Raw genomic sequence first — 15,425 nt, 5'->3', positions numbered from 1 at the left:
GCGGTGCCCGGCGTCCTTCCGCACGCCGGGTGCCCGGCCGGGCGGAGCCGCGACGCGCCTTCGTGGTCAGCCGACGGCGGGACCGGCCTTCTCGGTGCCGGACAGCCGGGCCAGGTACCGGTGGCAGCGAGCCGCGCGTTCCGCGTCCTGTTCCATGACCTCCCTGAAGAAGTCGGCGATCTCCTTCTGGTCCGCGTTCTCCGCGTCGCGGACGTACTGGCCGTAGTCGTGGCCCGCCTTCAGCGAGTGGTACTGCACGGAGATCAGGTCGTACACGACATCGCTGAAGCCCGTCTCACCGGTTGCCATGAGTACTCCCGCACGCGTGGGAACAGGTCGGAGGGCCGGGTATCACCTCGCCGCCCGGTGAAACCGGCGCCGCGTGCTACGGCTCCCCGGCCGGCACCGCACGTCCCCGTGCGACGAGCCAGCCCGCTATCGCGCCGACCGCGTACCAGAACAGGTCCGGTGCGTTGAAGGTGGATCCGAGGACCAGACGGGCCGCGGTGCTGTGCCGGGAGAGTTCCGCCGGCAACCCGGTGAGCTGCAGGAACTCGACCCCCCAGCTGACGGCGAGCGCGACCCCGGCCGCCTTCGACGGTGTCACCCGCGGTGCCACCAGGACGACCAGGGCGAAGATCAGCAGGGTGTAGAGGGCGTCACCGCCGTACTTGGCCACGTTCCCCGCCGCCACGGCCCGCAGGCCCAGTCCGGCGCCGACGGTCACCAGCGCGGCCACGGCCGCCGCGACACGGGTCCGCGCCGGGCCGCTGCCGGGGCGGGCCCTGAGAAAGGATTCCATGATCGCCATGATCCCGCAGCCGCGGTCCGCCACGGACCGCCCGTGCCCGTGGAGAACCGGAAGAACCCGGGGCACCGGCGCTGTCAGGGTGTCCGGCACGGCACGAGGCATCCGGTCGCAGAAGGCTCGATCCGCCCGCTGACGACGGTGTCCTCTCCCTGCGGCAGCGCAGGCCGTTCCGGCTCCCGCCGGGCGGGGGTCGCGTGCCGCCCGGCCCCCTGCGCGCTGCGGAGCATCCGTTGGACCCCGCCCCGATCCCCGAAGCCGCGCCCCTGTCCGTCGAGGCGGGTGCCGGCACCCACCTCCGCGCCGACGGCGTCGCCGTCACCCGCGGGCCCCGGCGCGTCCTGGACGACGTCCCGGCCACCGTCTCCGCCCGGTCGCGGATCGCCGTCGGCGGCGGGGACGGCCGCGGCGAGACGGCCCTGCTGCACGTCCTCGCCGGAACTCGTCGCTCCCGACGAGGGCACCGTGCACCGGACGGGCACCCTCGTCCGGTCCTCCGGGAGCTGTCCGCGCGCGACGGTGGGACCGTCGGCGTCCTCACGTCCGCGGCGTCGGCCCCGTCCCTGGCGGCCCTCTCCGCGCTGGGCGAGGCGGCCCCGGCCGTCGCCGGGGGGCGGGCCAGCCGCCGACGACCGCTGCACCGCCGCGCTCGACGCCGCCACCCGCCTCAACGCCTGGGACGCCGAACGCCGCGTCGACGTCGCCCTGGGGCCCCGGGCTCCTGCGCGGACCGGACGCGGCCGCTGTCGCGTGGGCATGCCGCCGGCACCCGGCACCTTGCCGTTGTGACCGTCGGGAGCCGCCCGCTGCGGCGGCGCCGAGGAGGGTGCGTCTGTCGACGGGCGTGCGAGGGCTCTCGTTCGACGTCTCCGATCTGGCCGGAGGTTCGCGGGACCGGCCGTTCCGGGTGCCCGGTGGCCGTAAGATCTAGTGATCTCATGGGGGGGGTGGTCATGGGCAGGCGGCGTCCCGGCACACCGACGCTCGAGGAGGTGGCCGCGCTCGCCGGCGTGGGGCGGGGCACCGTCTCCCGCGTCATCAACGACGCGGCGGGCGTGAAGGAATCGACGCGCCGTGCCGTGCAGCGCGCCATTGCCGAACTGGGGTACGTGCCCAATCTGGCGGCCCGTTCGCTGGCGGGTCGGCGTGCCGACGCCGTCGCGCTGGTCATGACGGAGCCGGACTGGCGGCAGTTCGGTGAGCCGTTCTTCTCGGAGGTCGTCCGCTCCGTCGGCGACGCGCTGACCGACACCAAGGTGCAACTGCTGCTCACCCTGGTCCGCACGGACGCCGAACGGCAGCGTCTGGTGGAGTACGCGCGCGGCGGCCGGGTGGACGGCGTGATGCTGATGTCCGTGCACGCCGAGGACGCGCTGCCCGACATGCTGGCCGAAGTGGGCCTGCCCACCGTCCTGCTGGGGCGTCGCTCGGGAGAGGAGAGCGTGACCTACGTCGACGCGGACAACGCTGGCGGCGCCCGCGGCGCGGTGGCGCACCTCCTGGGCCTCGGACGCCGCTCGATCGCGACCATCACCGGGCCGCTCGACATGTACGTGGCCCAGTGCCGGCTGCGCGGTTACCGTGAGGCGCTGGAACGGGCGGGTGTCGAGAGCAGGCCGGCCTGGACGGCCGAGGGGGACTTCTCCGCGGGCAGCGGGCGCCGGGCGATGGCCGGACTCATCGAGCGCGCCCCGGAGATCGACGGCGTGCTCGCCGCGTCGGACACCATGGCCGCGGGTGCGCTCGACGCCCTGCGCGCGGCGGGACGCCGGGTGCCGGAGGACGTCGCGGTGATCGGTTTCGACGACTTCCCGCTCGCCCAGCACACCGATCCGAAGCTGACGACGGTGCGCCAGCCACTGGAGGAGATCGGCCGGACGATGGTGCGGCTGCTCCTGGAGGAGATGGAGGAGCCGGAGGTGGCCTGGCGGCACGTCATCCTCCGCACGGAGCTGGTGCTGCGCGGCTCCGCCTGACCCGCCTTGCCCCGCCCTCCCCGACCGCCTCACGGGTCACCGCGTCACCGAATGTTCCGGGAGCGCTCCCGAGGTGGAAGGCCCCTCGGGAGCACCCCGCCGGCCCGAGGCTTCGAAATGGGTCCGACGGTTTCCCGCGCACAGCCTTGTCAGGGACATGTATAGCTCCTACAGTCCCGTTCCGGAACACCACTGGGAGCGCTCCCAGCACGGGGAGAGGGGAGCGCTCCCGCCGGTCGCCCCCCCCACATCCTCTTGGAGAGGTCCCCGCATGCGACGGTCAACGCACCACACCCGGGCCCTGCGCGGCCTGTTCGCGACGCTCCTCACCGCTCTCGCCGTGGTCGCGGCGCTGGTGACCGGGACGGCGTCGGCCCAGGCCGACACCACGATCTGCGAACCGTACGGATCGACCACCGTCCAGGGGCGCTACGTCGTCCAGAACAACCGCTGGGGCACCAGCGCCACCCAGTGCGTCACCGCCACGGACACCGGTTTCCGCGTCACCCGGGCCGACGGCTCGGTGCCGACCGACGGGGCCCCGAAGTCGTACCCGTCCATCTTCAACGGCTGCCACTACACCAACTGCTCGCCGGGAACCGCCCTCCCCGCGCGGATCAGCGGCATCTCCGGCGCACCCAGCAGCATCTCGTACAGCTACGTCGGCGACGCCGTGTACAACGCCTCGTACGACGTCTGGCTGGACCCGACGCCCCGCACCGACGGTGTGAACCGGACCGAGATCATGATCTGGCTGAACAAGGTGGGCCCGATCCAGCCGATCGGCTCCCAGGTCGGCACGGCCACCGTGGCCGGGCGCACCTGGCAGGTGTGGTCGGGCGGCAACGGCTCCAACGACGTGCTGTCGTTCGTCGCGCCGTCGGCGATCAGCAGTTGGAGCTTCGACGTCATGGACTTCGTCCGGGAGACCGTCGCACGCGGAATGGCGCGGAACGACTGGTACCTGACGAGCGTCCAGGCCGGCTTCGAGCCCTGGCGGAACGGTACGGGGCTCGCGGTGGACTCCTTCTCCTCCACCATCGACACCGGCGGCGAACCGGGCGGGCCCGGGGCCCCGGCCGCGTGCACGGTGGCGTACACCACGAACGTCTGGCCGGGCGGCTTCACCGCGGACGTCACCGTGCGGAACGCCAGCCCGTCCGCCGTCGACGACTGGCAGCTCGCCTTCACCCTGCCCTCCGGGCAGCGCGTCACCCATGCCTGGAACGCGTCCGTCGGTCCCTCCTCGGGCGCGGTCACCGCCAGCGGGCTCGGCGGCAACGCGCGGATCGCGCCCGGCGGGAGCCAGAGCTTCGGCTTCCAGGGAAGCTACAGCGGCGCCTTCGCCCAGCCGAACGGCTTCAGCCTGAACGGCACCGCCTGCACGACCACCTGACACGGCCGGCGGGCCGCGCACCCGCCGCGTCCCCCGGTCCGGGGCCCGCTCTTCCTCCCTGCGCCGGCAGGGCGGGCCGGGCCCCCACCTCTCGAGCCCCTCGCCCCTCCGGTTGACGCCCCTCGCCGGACGGGCGGGGTTTCCACCTCCCGCCCCTGTCCGAACCACCCACTACCGGCACAGGAGATCCCATGGCCCTACGACGGAGACTCGTCTCCTTGGCAGCAGTACTGGCCACCCTTCTCGGAGGGCTCGGCCTGAGCCTCCTCTGGCAGGACGACGCGCAGGCGCACGGCGTGGCGATGATGCCCGGATCGCGCACCTACCTCTGTCAGCTGGACGCCGTCACCGGCACGGGCGGACTGGACCCGACCAACCCGGCGTGCCGGGACGCGCTGAACCGGAGCGGCTCGTCGGCGCTGTACAACTGGTTCGCCGTCCTCGACTCCAACGCCGCCGGGCGAGGAGCCGGCTATGTCCCGGACGGCACGCTCTGCAGCGCCGGCGACCGCTCCCCGTACGACTTCTCCGCCTACAACGCGGCCCGCGCGGACTGGCCCCGGACGCATCTGACGTCCGGAGCGACGGTCAAGGTGAAGTACAGCAACTGGGCCGCGCATCCGGGGGACTTCCGGGTCTACATCACCAAACCCGGCTGGTCGCCCACGTCACAGCTGGGCTGGAACGACCTCGAACTCATCCAGACCGTCACCGACCCGCCCCAGCAGGGCTCGCCGGGCACCGACGGCGGCCACTACCACTGGGACCTGAAGCTGCCCTCCGGGCGCTCCGGCGACGCGCTGATCTTCATGCAGTGGGTGCGTTCGGACAGCCAGGAGAACTTCTTCTCCTGCTCCGACGTCGTCTTCGACGGCGGCAACGGCGAGGTGACCGGCATCCGGAACCCGGGCGGCACGCCGACCCCGGACCCGACGGACCCGCCGACGCACACCGGTTCCTGCATGGCCGTCTACAACGTGGTGAACTCCTGGAACGGCGGCTTCCAGGGCTCCGTCGAGGTGATGAACCACGGGACGTCGCCGCTCGACGGCTGGGCGGTGCAGTGGAAGCCCGGTCCCGGGACCACGATCGGCAGTGCGTGGAACGGCTCCCTGACCAAGGGTTCCGACGGCACGGTGACCGTGAGGAACGTCGGTCACAACCGTGTGATCAACCCCGACGGGAGTGTGACGTTCGGCTTCACCGCCACATCGTCGGGCAACGACTTCCCGGTGGGCACGATCGGCTGCGTGGCACCGTAGCCGTCCCGGACCGGGCGGCGCCGACAGCAGTCCCCTGCCGCCGCCCGGAAAGGGCCGAGACTCCTGTCATGAACGATATGGAGTCGTTCCGGTGCGCGCTCGCCGCGTGGGGCGCGGCGAGTGGCAACGAGGCGGGGAGACAGGTTCCGCTCTTCCTGCAGCAGGCGGCCCCGGCCGGACGCCTGCGCTTCCAGCGCACGGGAGAACTGCCACCGCCCTGGGGCGCCGAGGTCCTCGCCTCCGGTGTCCCGGCGGCCTTCGTCATGGCGGCCGTCTTCGCCGTGCCCGCCGCGCTGATCGCCGTCGCGGCCGTCCAGGTCAGCCCCTCCCACCTGCAACGCCTCCAGGGCGGGTGAACGAGTCCGCCGGTGACGGGTTCAGCGGCCGCGTCGGTGGACCTTCAGGTCGGTGACCACGGGCCGGTGATCGGATGCCTCCGTCGCCACCGTGCGGGCGCCGGTCACCCGGACGTCGGGGGAGACGGTGACCAGGTCGATGCGCTTGACCGGGTCGGCCGCCGGGTACGTCCCGCCGCCGTCGGGGGCGGCGTCCCGCAACCGCTCCCACAGCGGCGCGAGTTCGGGATCCGTCGCCTCGGCGTTGAAGTCGCCGGCCAGGATCTTCGGTCCGCGGTCGGCGGCGAGCACGGCGAGCATGTCTGCCACCTGGGCCTCTCGGACCGACGGATCGGCCCGGTGGTCCAGGTGCGTGGTGTAGACGTGCACGTGTGCGCCCCGCACGTCGACCACCACCTCGGCGAAGCCGGGCGCCGGGGCCGGCACCGGATCGGGTGTCTGGGTGGAGAGCCGGGTGATCTCGTGGTTCTCGGCGGCGAGTACGGGATGGCGGCTCAGTACGGCGACGCCGAACCGCCGCCGCTGGCCGCCCTGGACGAGCGGGTCCAGGTCGTAGACCGGTGCGAAGAACACCCGCATGTCCAGCTTCCCGGCCAGTGCGCGTGCCTCGTCGGCGAAGTCGCTGCGGGCGCCCCAGTGGACGTCGACCTCCTGAAGGCCGATCACGTCGGCCCGCAGGCCGCGCAGGGTCGCCGCGGTGCGGTCGAGGTCGTAGACCTGGTCCTCGCCGACCCCGGCGTGGATGTTGTACGTCGCCACCCGCAGCGGCACCGCGGGGGCGTGCGCTCCGGGAGCGCCGGCCGCCGTGACCGGTGCGGCCGTGACCGGCAGGACGGCCGCGAGTACGGCGGCGGCGCGGACGGAGCGACGGAAACCGGGGGGCATGCCTTCTCCGGATCAGGTGGGGGCGGGACCGGCGCGGTACTCTCCGGCATGACTCTCGTCGGTCATCGCAGCACCGTACAACCGTCGTTGTGGTCCACAGCGGACCTCGGCACAAGCCGGCCGGCCGACAGCGCGGCCGCGGCGGCCCGCCCGCGCCTGCGTGAGGACCCCTCCGTGACGACCCGACCGGCACGAGCGATACCCCGCGTCGCCTGCGTCCGCCGATGGGCTGGAACAGCCTGGACCGCTACGGCGCCACGGCTGGGGACCGGGTCAGAGCTTTTCGGCGGCCCGCCCCGCAGGAGCGGGCCGGTCCTCCGCCGAAGGGGCGGGCGCCGTGTCGAGTTCCGTGAGCATGGCTTTCGTGAAGCCGAAGCAGTAGGTGGCGAGGAAGCCCGTCACATAACCGACGATCAGGCCGGCGGCGTAGACGGCGACCGTCCGTCCCGGGCCGTGGTTGCCGTCGAGGAGAGGGAAGAGCGCCCATCCGGAGGGGCCGATCGCGGTCGAACCGATGTCCGTGCCCAGCTGGTTGAAGAGGCCGACGAACGCGCCGCCGAAGGCTCCACCCGTGCAGGCGGTGACGAACGGACGCCCCAGGGGGAGGGACACGCCGTAGACGAGGGGCTCTCCGACGCCGAGGAAGCCGGGCCAGAGCGCGGACTTGACGGTCGTCCGGATCGAGGTGTTGTGCCGCAGACGGCAGTAGACCGCGATCGCCGCACCGACCTGTCCCGCCCCCGCCATCGCGAGGATCGGCAGCAGGACGGTGAAGCCGGCGCCCTCGATGAGGGTCGTGTGGACGGGGATCAGGGCCTGGTGCAGGCCCAGCATGACGAGCGGCAGGAAGAGGCCCCCGAGGAGGAACCCGGCGCCCGCGCCGCCGTGGGACAGCAGCCCGTCGGTGACGTCCCCGATCCAGGAGGAGACCTCTCCGGCGAGGAACATCAGTCCGAACAGGGTCGCCAGTCCGGCCACGAGCACGGTGACGGTGGGCGTCACCAGGACGTCGAGGGCCCCGGGGACCCGGCGCCGGCACCACTTCTCCACGCACACGCCGAGCCACGCGGCGCCCAGGGCCCCGAGCACGCCGCCCTGCCCCGGCGAGAGGTGCCGGCCGAACACCTCGACGTTCGCCACTCCGGCGTAGACGATGATCGACGCGACGGCACCGCCCAGGACCGGTGTACCGCCGAACTCCTTGGCCGTGTTGTGGCCGACGAAGACGGCGATCAGCGCCATGAACCCGGACGCCGTGGCGGCCAGGGCCGGGGTGATCCCCGGCAGCCAGTGCAGGTTGACCAGCAGGCCGTTCAGGCCGGCGATGATGCCGCAGCCGATGAGCGCGGGGATCAGCGGCACGAAGATGTTCGCGATCCGGCGCAGGAACAGTTTGAACGGCGTGGCGTTCCTCGCCTTCCGCTGCGCCCTGAGTGACGCTCCCTGCGCGGCGAGCGCCTCGGCCGTCACGGGTCCGTCCCCGCGGTCCGGGGCGGAAGACGCCGTCACGGCCTCGGTCCTCCCCGCCTCGACCAGGGTCTCGAACTCCGGGGTGACACGCGCCACCGTTCCCGGCCCCAGCACGATCTGGTAGGTGTCGTCCTCGACGACTCCCATGACCGCGGGAAGCGCCCTGAGCTGATCGTCCCGTACGAGGGAGCGGTCGTGCAGCCCCAGTCTGAGACGGGTCATGCAGTGGGCCACCGACGTCACGTTCTCCGCGCCTCCGACCAGGGGGAGGATGGCGGCGGCGGTGGCGTGATGCTTGCTCTCGTCGCTCATGGTGCGGTCGCGCCTCGCTGTGAGTGGGGGTGGGCGAGTCCTCGAAATTTTCTTTCCGTGATGCCGCTCGGGATCGAAAGATATTTTCACCACTCCGGAGCGTCAAGCGTCCGCGGGCGAATGGTCCCGCAGAAGCCGGCCGCGCACCGTTCACCGCCGCGCCGATCGCATCGCGCTAACCGGTTGCACGCACCGACCGGCGGGTCGCAGCCGGAGGCGCCGGCCACCACTCGCCCCCGAGGGCCATCGCCCGCGCGCTCCCGGGCACGGAGAGCGGCGGGGCACCCCGAACCATCCGGGCCGCCTCCGTCCGGCCCACCCGCTCGTCGCATCCTTCGACCCCGTGCGATCACCCGACACCGTGTCACCCCTCCCACAGGAGAGACCTGGTGCGCCGCGCCACCGTGACGAGCGGGACCGAAGCGGGACACGGGAGAGTCGCACAGATCACACTCCGTTAAATAGGAATATGGAATACCAATTAACTGGCATGCTGATGCGCGATCCACGAAGCACACCAGTGCCGACCAAGGAGCCCCAGCATGCTCTCCACCCAGTCGATCCAGGTCGTCCGGGCCACGCTGCCCGCCGTCGGAGCCTCCCTCGGCAGCATCACCGAACTGTTCTACCGCCGGATGTTCGAAGAGCGCCCGGATCTGCTGCGCAACCTGTTCAACCGCGCGAACCAGGCCAACGGCACCCAGCGCGAGGCCCTCGCCGGCGCCGTCGCGGCCTTCGCCACCACGCTGGTGGAGCGGCCCGGCGAGCGCCCCGACGCCGTCCTCGGGCGCATCGCCCACAAGCACGCCTCGCTCGGCATCACGTCCGACCAGTACACGCTCGTGGGACGGCATCTGACGGGGGCCGTCGGCGAGGTCCTCGGGGACGCCGCGACCCCCGAGGTGGCAGCCGCCTGAGACGAGGTGTACTGGCTCATGGCCAACGCGCTGATCGCCATGGAGGCACGGCTGTACTCCGGCGCGGGGGTCGAGGACGGCGCCGTCTGGCGCGACATGGAGATCGCCGGCCGCACCGAGGAGTCGGTCGACGCCGCCTCCTTCGAGCTGCGCCGCCCCGACGGCGGCCCCACCGAGCCGTTCACCCCCGGCCAGTACGTCAGCGTCCAGGTCGAGCTTCCCGGCGGAGCGGAGCAGATACGCCAGTACAGCCTCTCCACCGCCCCCGGCCGCAAGGCCTGGCGGATCACCGTGAAGCGGGAGCGCTCCGCCGACGGCCGGGCGCCCGAGGGAGAGGTGTCGTCCTGGCTCCACGCCCACGCCGGCCCGGGCGACCTCGTGAAGGTCTCCCTGCCCTTCGGCGACCTCGTGCTTCCCGAGGGCGACAGCCCGCTGCTGCTCGCCTCCGCCGGCATCGGCATCACGCCCATGCTGTCGATGCTGGACCACCTGGCCGGCACCTCGGCCGAGCGGCACGTCACCGTCCTGCACGCCGACCGCTCCCCCGCCCACCACGCGCACCGTGTGGAGATGGAGGAACTCGTCGACCGGCTTCCGCACGCCGCGCTGCACGTGTGGTACGAGACGCCTCAGGAGCCGGTGCCGCCCCACGTCCACGAGGGCCTGGCCGACGTGGCCCGGCTGACGCTCCGGGAGGACGTCAGCGCGTTCCTGTGCGGTCCGCTGCCCTTCATGCAGGCCGTCCGCGGTGACCTGCTCGTCCGGGGGGTCAGCCCGAAGGACGTCCACTACGAGGTGTTCGGTCCCGACCTCTGGCTGAGCAAGTAGGACCGGACGAGGGGCGGACCGTCACTCGGGCTGCCCCTCGTCCCACGCGCCGCGGTGGCCGGGTCCCGGATGCCCGGCCGGCGGCTGACGGTGGACTACGATGCCCCGGGTGCCGTACCGGCCGTCGGCTGCTTCTCCGACTACCCTACGAGCAAGGGAAGTCGGGCCGGTCCGAGGCCGTGGGCGCCCTCCGGTTCCCCACCATCAGAAAGATGCGGATGCGGATCAAAGATGTGAGCCTGGCCCTCGTCGGCTCCACCCTGATCGTCGCTCTGGGGGCCTCCCCGGCCCTCGCGGACAGTTCCTCCCTTCCCGCTCCCGACCTCACCGCCGTGCGCACCGTGCACGACGCCGCTCTCTCCCAGGGCGCTCCCGGAGCGCTCACCCGGATCGACGAGCGATTCACCACCCACCACGTCGCCACCGGCGAGGCCGACACCGGCGCCCACACGGCGATGGACACCGGCCGCCGGTTCCGCGTGGGCAGTGTCAGCAAGACCTTCACCGCGGTGGTGCTGCTGCAACTCGCCGCCGAGGGAAGCGTCGACCTCGACGCCCCGGCCAACCGCTACCTGCCCGAACCGCTGCCCGACGACCGCATCACCGTGCGGCACCTGCTCAGCCACCGCAGCGGCCTCTACGACTACACCAACGACATGTTCCACAACACCGTCCCGGGTTTCGAGGCGGTCCGCAACAAGGTCTTCAGCTACCAGGAGCTCATCGACCTGTCCACCGCGCGCCCCCTGAACAACGCGCCGGGCGCCGCCTACAGCTACTCCAACACCAACTTCGTCGTCCTGGGGCAGCTCATCGAGCACCTCACCGGCACTCCGGTCGCCACCCAGTACCAGCGGCGCATCTTCGCTCCCCTGCGGCTGCGGAACACCTCGTACGTCCATCCGCGGACGACTCTCTCCGGCTCCTACGCCCGCGGTTACCTCCGGCAGGACGACACCACGCTGCCGCTGGTCGACTCCACCGAGCAGACCCTCTCCTGGGCCCAGTCCGCGGGCGCGGTCGTCTCCAACGGCAAGGACCTCAACCGCTTCTTCTCCGCGCTGCTGTCCGGCAGGCTCCTGCCCGCCGGACAACTGGAGGACATGACCACCATGGTCCCGGTCACCGCGGACGGGAAGCAGTCCTACGGACTGGGGCTGCGGGCACGCAAGCTCTCCTGCGGCACCACCGTCTACGGCCACACCGGGACCGTGCAGGGCTACTACACCTATGCCTTCACCACCGGTGACGGCGTCCGCAGCATGACCTCCCTGGCGAACACCTCCAACAACGGAACCGTGAACGCCACCCTCGGCGCCACCCTGGACGCCGCCTTCTGCGGCTCCGGTACGGCCACCGCCGAGTCCACCGCCCCGATCCGCGGTTACACCGAGGACATCGCTCCCCAGATCGCCCGCGACTGACCCACCGGATCACCACGCGCCCGTGTCCCGGCCGGACACGAGTCCGGCCGGGACACGGGCCGGCCCCAGCCCGCCGACTGCCGCATCCGCGTGGCGACGCGGGCGCGCACCGCCCCGGCCTCCTCCCGCCGTTCCCGACCGCTTCTGCCCGTACTGCGCCGTCGTCTGGGCCGTGACCACCAACCTGCTCCGGTACGTGCCCCTGCGCGACTGCGCGCACGGCGTCCTTCCCGTGCCCGACGCGGTCGCGCCGCCCTGGACCTGGTCCCCGAGCGCCGCTGGCTGCTGGTGCCGACCCGTTTCCGGACGTACCGGAGCAGCGTGCCGCAGCCGGCGCCGGGTGCGCCCGGGCCGGTGCGCCGGCGTCAGCCGACCGTCGCCTCCCAGGTGTCGACGGCGTAGTGGACCGTCATGCCGTGGCGGTCGTACAACCGGGGCGCCCCCGTGGCGTTCTCGGTGTCCACGCCGAGCCCGACGGCGTCCCGTCCGCGCGCCGCGAACGCCGCGAACGCGTGCCGCAGCAGGAATCCGCCCAGTCCGCGGCCGCGGGCCGCGGGCAGCACACCGAGGCTGCGGATCCACCCCATGGCCTCGCGGTCGTTCCGCGCGAGCAGGAAGCCGACGTCCCCCAGGTCCTCGGTGCCGACGATCCACACCAGGGACCAGTCCAGCCCTTCGGCGTCGATGTCGTGCAGCCACGCCTCACAGGTACGCGGCTGGAAGTCGAAGTGGTGGGCGAAGGACTCCTGGTACAGCGCGTGGACACGCGACCGGTCCGCCTCGGCGACGCAGTTGCGCACCCGCACGCCTGCGGGCACCTCGGGGAACGGGTCCCGCGCCGGGTCCAGGCGGCGGCGCAGCACGTGGTAGCGGCGTACGATCCGCCAGTCGCGTGCCCGGAGGAGTCCGGTGTCGAGGGTGGGCGCCACATTGAGGTGCAGATGCACCACCGCCCGTACCGCCCCGTTCTCGCGGGCCTTCTCCAGCGCCCTGGCCTCCATGGCCTGCAGCATTCGGGCAGCGGCCTCCTGGTGGCCTGGCAGGACGTACTGGTCGATGTCGATGCGCTCGCCGTCGGACTCGTCCCACAGCAGCCCGTACGCCACCAGGAGGTCCCCGTCCCAGGTGAGCCAGGAATCCCGCTCCAGGTCGGTATCGGGATGCTTCAGATCGGCCTCGACGGTGTGCAGGTCGGTCTCGGGTCGGCCGATCTCGATCTCGTCGACCTTGTTGAGCAGTTCGGTGACGGCGGGCGCGTCGGTGAGCGCCGCGGGACGCGTTGCGTAGGGCATGAGGCACAAGAATCCGGTCGCGGGGCCCGGAGCGCAACGGTTTTTCGGGACCGTGGATCACGCGCCGGGCGTGCCGGCCGCCGCGCGGGCGCGGCGGTGTGCCGGGGCCGTGGGGGGCGTTCTCGGATTCTGCGGGCCGACGACCTCGGCGGCGGGCCGTCCGGCACCAGCGGCCGGGGCGGTCCACGGCCAGGAGCCCGGGACGACCCGGCGGCGGCCGGGCTCCTCGACGGCGGTGTCGTGGGTGTGGCGGGAGACGCCGGCATCCTGCCGAAGACGCCCGCCTGCCCGGTGCGGATCGCCGCGACCGGCCGCCGGGTGGCGCGCCTGCGGTCAGCCGGGCCGGTGCTGCTGAGTGAGGACCGCCGCCATCAGTTCGGGGTCGAGGACCGAGGCGTCGGCGAGGCGGGTGGACGCGGTGAGGGAGTGCAGCAGCGCCTTGGTGACCCGCAGGGCGGGAGCCGGCCGCCGCAGGACGGGTTTGGCCCAGGCGGTGACGGCCGCGTCGAGGGCGTCACCGGGGACGACCTTCTGCAGGATCGACAGGGAGTGGGCCTCGTGGGCGTCGAAGACGCGCCCGGTGAGGACGATGTCGCGGACGCGGGCGGCCCCCGCCTCGCTGATGAGGCGCGGGAGCAGCCCGCCCCAGGCGGTGGGCAGGCCGAGGGCGAGTTCGGGCAGGCGGAAGGTGGCCGTGCCGGCGCCGACCCGCAGGTCGCAGGCGAGGGCGAGGGCCAGTCCGGCGCCGATGGCCCTGCCCTGGACACGGGCGATGGTGACGGCGGGGTTGGCGGTCAGCGCCTCGCACACGCGCCGGGCGCGGGTCCCGGAGGCGCGGATGCCGCCGCCGGTGGGGTCGAGGGCCAGGTGCTCGGCGAACTCGCCGCGGTCGCCGCCGAGGCAGAAGTCGTCGCCGGCGCCGGCCAGCACCAGGACCCGTACCGACGGGTCCTGGTCGTCGAGGACGGTGAGGAGGTCGTCCAGCATGGCGTCGGTGACGGCGTTGCCCTGCTCGGGGACGTTCAGTTCGACGGTGAGGAGAGGTCCCTGCCGGAGGGTGCGCAGGGTCCTGAGCGTCCGGCCGGAGGGAGGTGCGGCGGGGAGCCCGGCGAACTGTTCGGCGGGGGGCAGGGCGTTCATGCGGTGACTCTCAGGGAGGTGATGCGACGGAAGACGACCCGGGAGGTGTCGTAGGCGGGGGGTTCGAGGGGCCGCAGCGTGGGAAAACGTTCCAACACCTGGGTGAGCAGTTCTCGGGCCTCCAGCCGGGCGAGCGCCGCTCCGAGGCAGTAGTGGGCGCCGCCGCCGAAGGTGAGGTGGCCGCCTCCGCGCCGGATGTCGAAGAGATGGGGGGCCGGGTTGCGGCGGGGGTCGTGGGCGGCCGCCCCGTACAGCACGTGGACGGTGGTGTCCTTGGCGATCGGTGTGCCGGCGAGGACGGTGTCGTCCGCGGCGACACGGGAGTTGACGACCACCGGCGGGTCGTAGCGCAGTGTCTCCTCGACCGCGTCGTCGATGTGCTGCGGGTGCCGGCGCAGCCATGCGGCGCGGGAGGGGTCCTGGGTGAGGAACCACACGGCGTTGGCCAGCAGTACCGCGCTGGTCTCCAGCGAGGCGATGGTGATGAACATCGTCAGGTCGTAGATCACCTGGTCCGCGGCGGCCCGGTCGTCGGGGTACTGGGCGTCCCAGTGGTGGATCCAGCCGGTGAGGACATCGTTGCCGGGGCGGGCCCGCCGCTGCCGGATCAACTCGGTGAAGTAGGCCCGCATCTCCAGCGTGGCCCGGGCCGACACGGCGAGTTCGCTCTTGGTGGGCAGCAGTTCCTGGGCGTAGACCTGCCGATGGGTGAAGTCCAGGATGTGCGCGTGGTGCTCCGGGGGGATGTCGAGCCAGTCGCCCACGGTCAACAGGGGGAGCTGCTCGGCGACGGTGGTGACGAAGTCGGCCTCCCCGTCGGCACGCAGGCGTTCCTCGAGGCCGTCCAGCAGGCCGGCGGCGAGAGTGGCGACCCGGGGCCGGATGCTCTCCAGGGTGGTGCGGTCGAACGGGTTGCCCAGGGCGCGCCGCTGGCAGGTGTGCGTCGGGGCGTTGAGGCGGGGCAGGGTGCGGGTCATCTCACGGGTGGCGGGTGCCTGCCAGCGCTCAGGATCGGGCTGCCGCTCCTGCCAGGCGAAGTCCGGCACCAGCCAGTTCCTGCCGCGCAGGACCTGGCTGCATGCCTCGAACCCGGTGACGAAGTAACCGCCCCAGGGGGCGCGCACGACGTCCCCCAGGGCGCGCATCCCCTCCCATATGGGAAGGGGGTCGGCCTGCCCTTCGTCGGAACGCAGGCGGCGGAGAAGGGAGATGACGGCTCGGCGGTCCTGGACGGTACCGCGTATGTCGCCGACGGTGGTCACACAGAGCTCCTTCTGCTGGGCGCTACTGATCAACACCGCCGGAACCTACCCGCCCATCCTCCTGTGTCATGCGCCTCTGCGTGTTGCTCCTGTCACA

General features: G+C 72.5%; 11 protein-coding genes and 2 pseudogenes. 6 read left to right on the top strand and 7 right to left on the bottom strand.

Going from position 1 to position 15,425, the window contains the following annotated elements; translation table 11 throughout:
• Nucleotides 1–66: 66 nt before the first annotated feature.
• A complete protein-coding gene (locus KYY02_RS19580) occupies nucleotides 67–309 on the bottom strand; it encodes an acyl carrier protein (protein WP_371239541.1) in 243 nt (80 codons plus the stop codon).
• 76 nt (nucleotides 310–385) lie between these two features.
• Complete coding sequence (locus KYY02_RS19575) at nucleotides 386–802, bottom strand: ribosomal maturation YjgA family protein (protein WP_371239539.1); 417 nt, start codon at nucleotides 800–802, stop codon at nucleotides 386–388.
• A 959-nt stretch (nucleotides 803–1,761) separates the two neighbouring features.
• Here KYY02_RS19575 and KYY02_RS19570 point away from each other — a divergent pair.
• The 4 genes and pseudogenes from KYY02_RS19570 to KYY02_RS19555 all read left to right on the top strand — a co-directional run.
• Entirely contained in the window at nucleotides 1,762–2,784 is a 1,023-nt protein-coding gene (locus KYY02_RS19570) for a LacI family DNA-binding transcriptional regulator (RefSeq protein ID WP_371239577.1), read from the top strand.
• A 271-nt stretch (nucleotides 2,785–3,055) separates the two neighbouring features.
• Nucleotides 3,056–4,180: a glycoside hydrolase family 12 protein gene (locus tag KYY02_RS19565; RefSeq protein WP_371239537.1), complete on the top strand. Its 1,125-nt coding sequence runs from the start codon at nucleotides 3,056–3,058 to the stop codon at nucleotides 4,178–4,180.
• Between the two features lie 191 nt (nucleotides 4,181–4,371).
• A complete protein-coding gene (locus KYY02_RS19560) occupies nucleotides 4,372–5,442 on the top strand; it encodes a lytic polysaccharide monooxygenase auxiliary activity family 9 protein (protein ID WP_371239535.1) in 1,071 nt (356 codons plus the stop codon).
• A 107-nt stretch (nucleotides 5,443–5,549) separates the two neighbouring features.
• Nucleotides 5,550–5,798: pseudogene (locus KYY02_RS19555) on the top strand (MFS transporter); the annotation flags it as partial.
• 21 nt (nucleotides 5,799–5,819) lie between these two features.
• Here the strand turns inward: KYY02_RS19555 and KYY02_RS19550 are convergent.
• Complete coding sequence (locus tag KYY02_RS19550; protein WP_371239533.1) at nucleotides 5,820–6,683, bottom strand: endonuclease/exonuclease/phosphatase family protein; 864 nt, start codon at nucleotides 6,681–6,683, stop codon at nucleotides 5,820–5,822.
• A gap of 273 nt (nucleotides 6,684–6,956) precedes the next feature.
• Entirely contained in the window at nucleotides 6,957–8,465 is a 1,509-nt protein-coding gene (locus tag KYY02_RS19545) for a PTS transporter subunit EIIC (RefSeq protein ID WP_371239531.1), read from the bottom strand.
• A 542-nt stretch (nucleotides 8,466–9,007) separates the two neighbouring features.
• Between KYY02_RS19545 and KYY02_RS19540 the strand changes: the two are divergent.
• A pseudogene (locus KYY02_RS19540) lies at nucleotides 9,008–10,210 on the top strand (globin domain-containing protein).
• A 218-nt stretch (nucleotides 10,211–10,428) separates the two neighbouring features.
• Nucleotides 10,429–11,634, top strand: a complete 1,206-nt coding sequence (locus KYY02_RS19535; protein WP_371239529.1) for a serine hydrolase domain-containing protein — start codon at nucleotides 10,429–10,431, stop codon at nucleotides 11,632–11,634.
• A gap of 365 nt (nucleotides 11,635–11,999) precedes the next feature.
• Here the strand turns inward: KYY02_RS19535 and KYY02_RS19530 are convergent, their stop codons facing one another.
• The 3 genes from KYY02_RS19530 to KYY02_RS19520 all read right to left on the bottom strand — a co-directional run bounded on the left by KYY02_RS19530 (nucleotide 12,000) and on the right by KYY02_RS19520 (nucleotide 15,328).
• On the bottom strand, nucleotides 12,000–12,926 hold the full coding sequence (locus KYY02_RS19530) for a GNAT family N-acetyltransferase (protein WP_371239527.1): 927 nt from the start codon (nucleotides 12,924–12,926) through the stop codon (nucleotides 12,000–12,002).
• 333 nt (nucleotides 12,927–13,259) lie between these two features.
• Entirely contained in the window at nucleotides 13,260–14,066 is an 807-nt protein-coding gene (locus KYY02_RS19525; protein WP_371239525.1) for an enoyl-CoA hydratase/isomerase family protein, read from the bottom strand.
• Nucleotides 14,063–15,328, bottom strand: a complete 1,266-nt coding sequence (locus KYY02_RS19520; protein WP_371239575.1) for a cytochrome P450 — start codon at nucleotides 15,326–15,328, stop codon at nucleotides 14,063–14,065. The genes KYY02_RS19525 and KYY02_RS19520 overlap by 4 nt, the downstream gene beginning before the upstream one ends.
• Between the last annotated feature and the right edge of the window lie 97 nt (nucleotides 15,329–15,425).

It is taken from the genome of Streptomyces pimonensis (genome assembly GCF_041380215.1).
Taxonomy (GTDB): Bacteria; Actinomycetota; Actinomycetes; order Streptomycetales; family Streptomycetaceae; genus Streptomyces; species Streptomyces pimonensis.
Note: the sequence above shows the minus strand (reverse complement) of the source record. Positions and strands in the feature narration are given on the sequence as shown.

Bases quoted from the DNA above. Each gene is read 5' to 3' on its own strand.
- KYY02_RS19580 (WP_371239541.1), bottom strand. From the start codon at position 309: ATGGCAACCGGTGAGACGGGCTTCAGCGATGTCGTGTACGACCTGATC.
- KYY02_RS19575 (WP_371239539.1), bottom strand. From the start codon at position 802: ATGGAATCCTTTCTCAGGGCCCGCCCCGGCAGCGGCCCGGCGCGGACC.
- KYY02_RS19570 (WP_371239577.1), top strand. From the start codon at position 1,762: ATGGGCAGGCGGCGTCCCGGCACACCGACGCTCGAGGAGGTGGCCGCG.
- KYY02_RS19565 (WP_371239537.1), top strand. From the start codon at position 3,056: ATGCGACGGTCAACGCACCACACCCGGGCCCTGCGCGGCCTGTTCGCG.
- KYY02_RS19560 (WP_371239535.1), top strand. From the start codon at position 4,372: ATGGCCCTACGACGGAGACTCGTCTCCTTGGCAGCAGTACTGGCCACC.
- KYY02_RS19550 (WP_371239533.1), bottom strand. From the start codon at position 6,683: ATGCCCCCCGGTTTCCGTCGCTCCGTCCGCGCCGCCGCCGTACTCGCG.
- KYY02_RS19545 (WP_371239531.1), bottom strand. From the start codon at position 8,465: ATGAGCGACGAGAGCAAGCATCACGCCACCGCCGCCGCCATCCTCCCC.
- KYY02_RS19535 (WP_371239529.1), top strand. From the start codon at position 10,429: ATGCGGATCAAAGATGTGAGCCTGGCCCTCGTCGGCTCCACCCTGATC.
- KYY02_RS19530 (WP_371239527.1), bottom strand. From the start codon at position 12,926: ATGCCCTACGCAACGCGTCCCGCGGCGCTCACCGACGCGCCCGCCGTC.
- KYY02_RS19525 (WP_371239525.1), bottom strand. From the start codon at position 14,066: ATGAACGCCCTGCCCCCCGCCGAACAGTTCGCCGGGCTCCCCGCCGCA.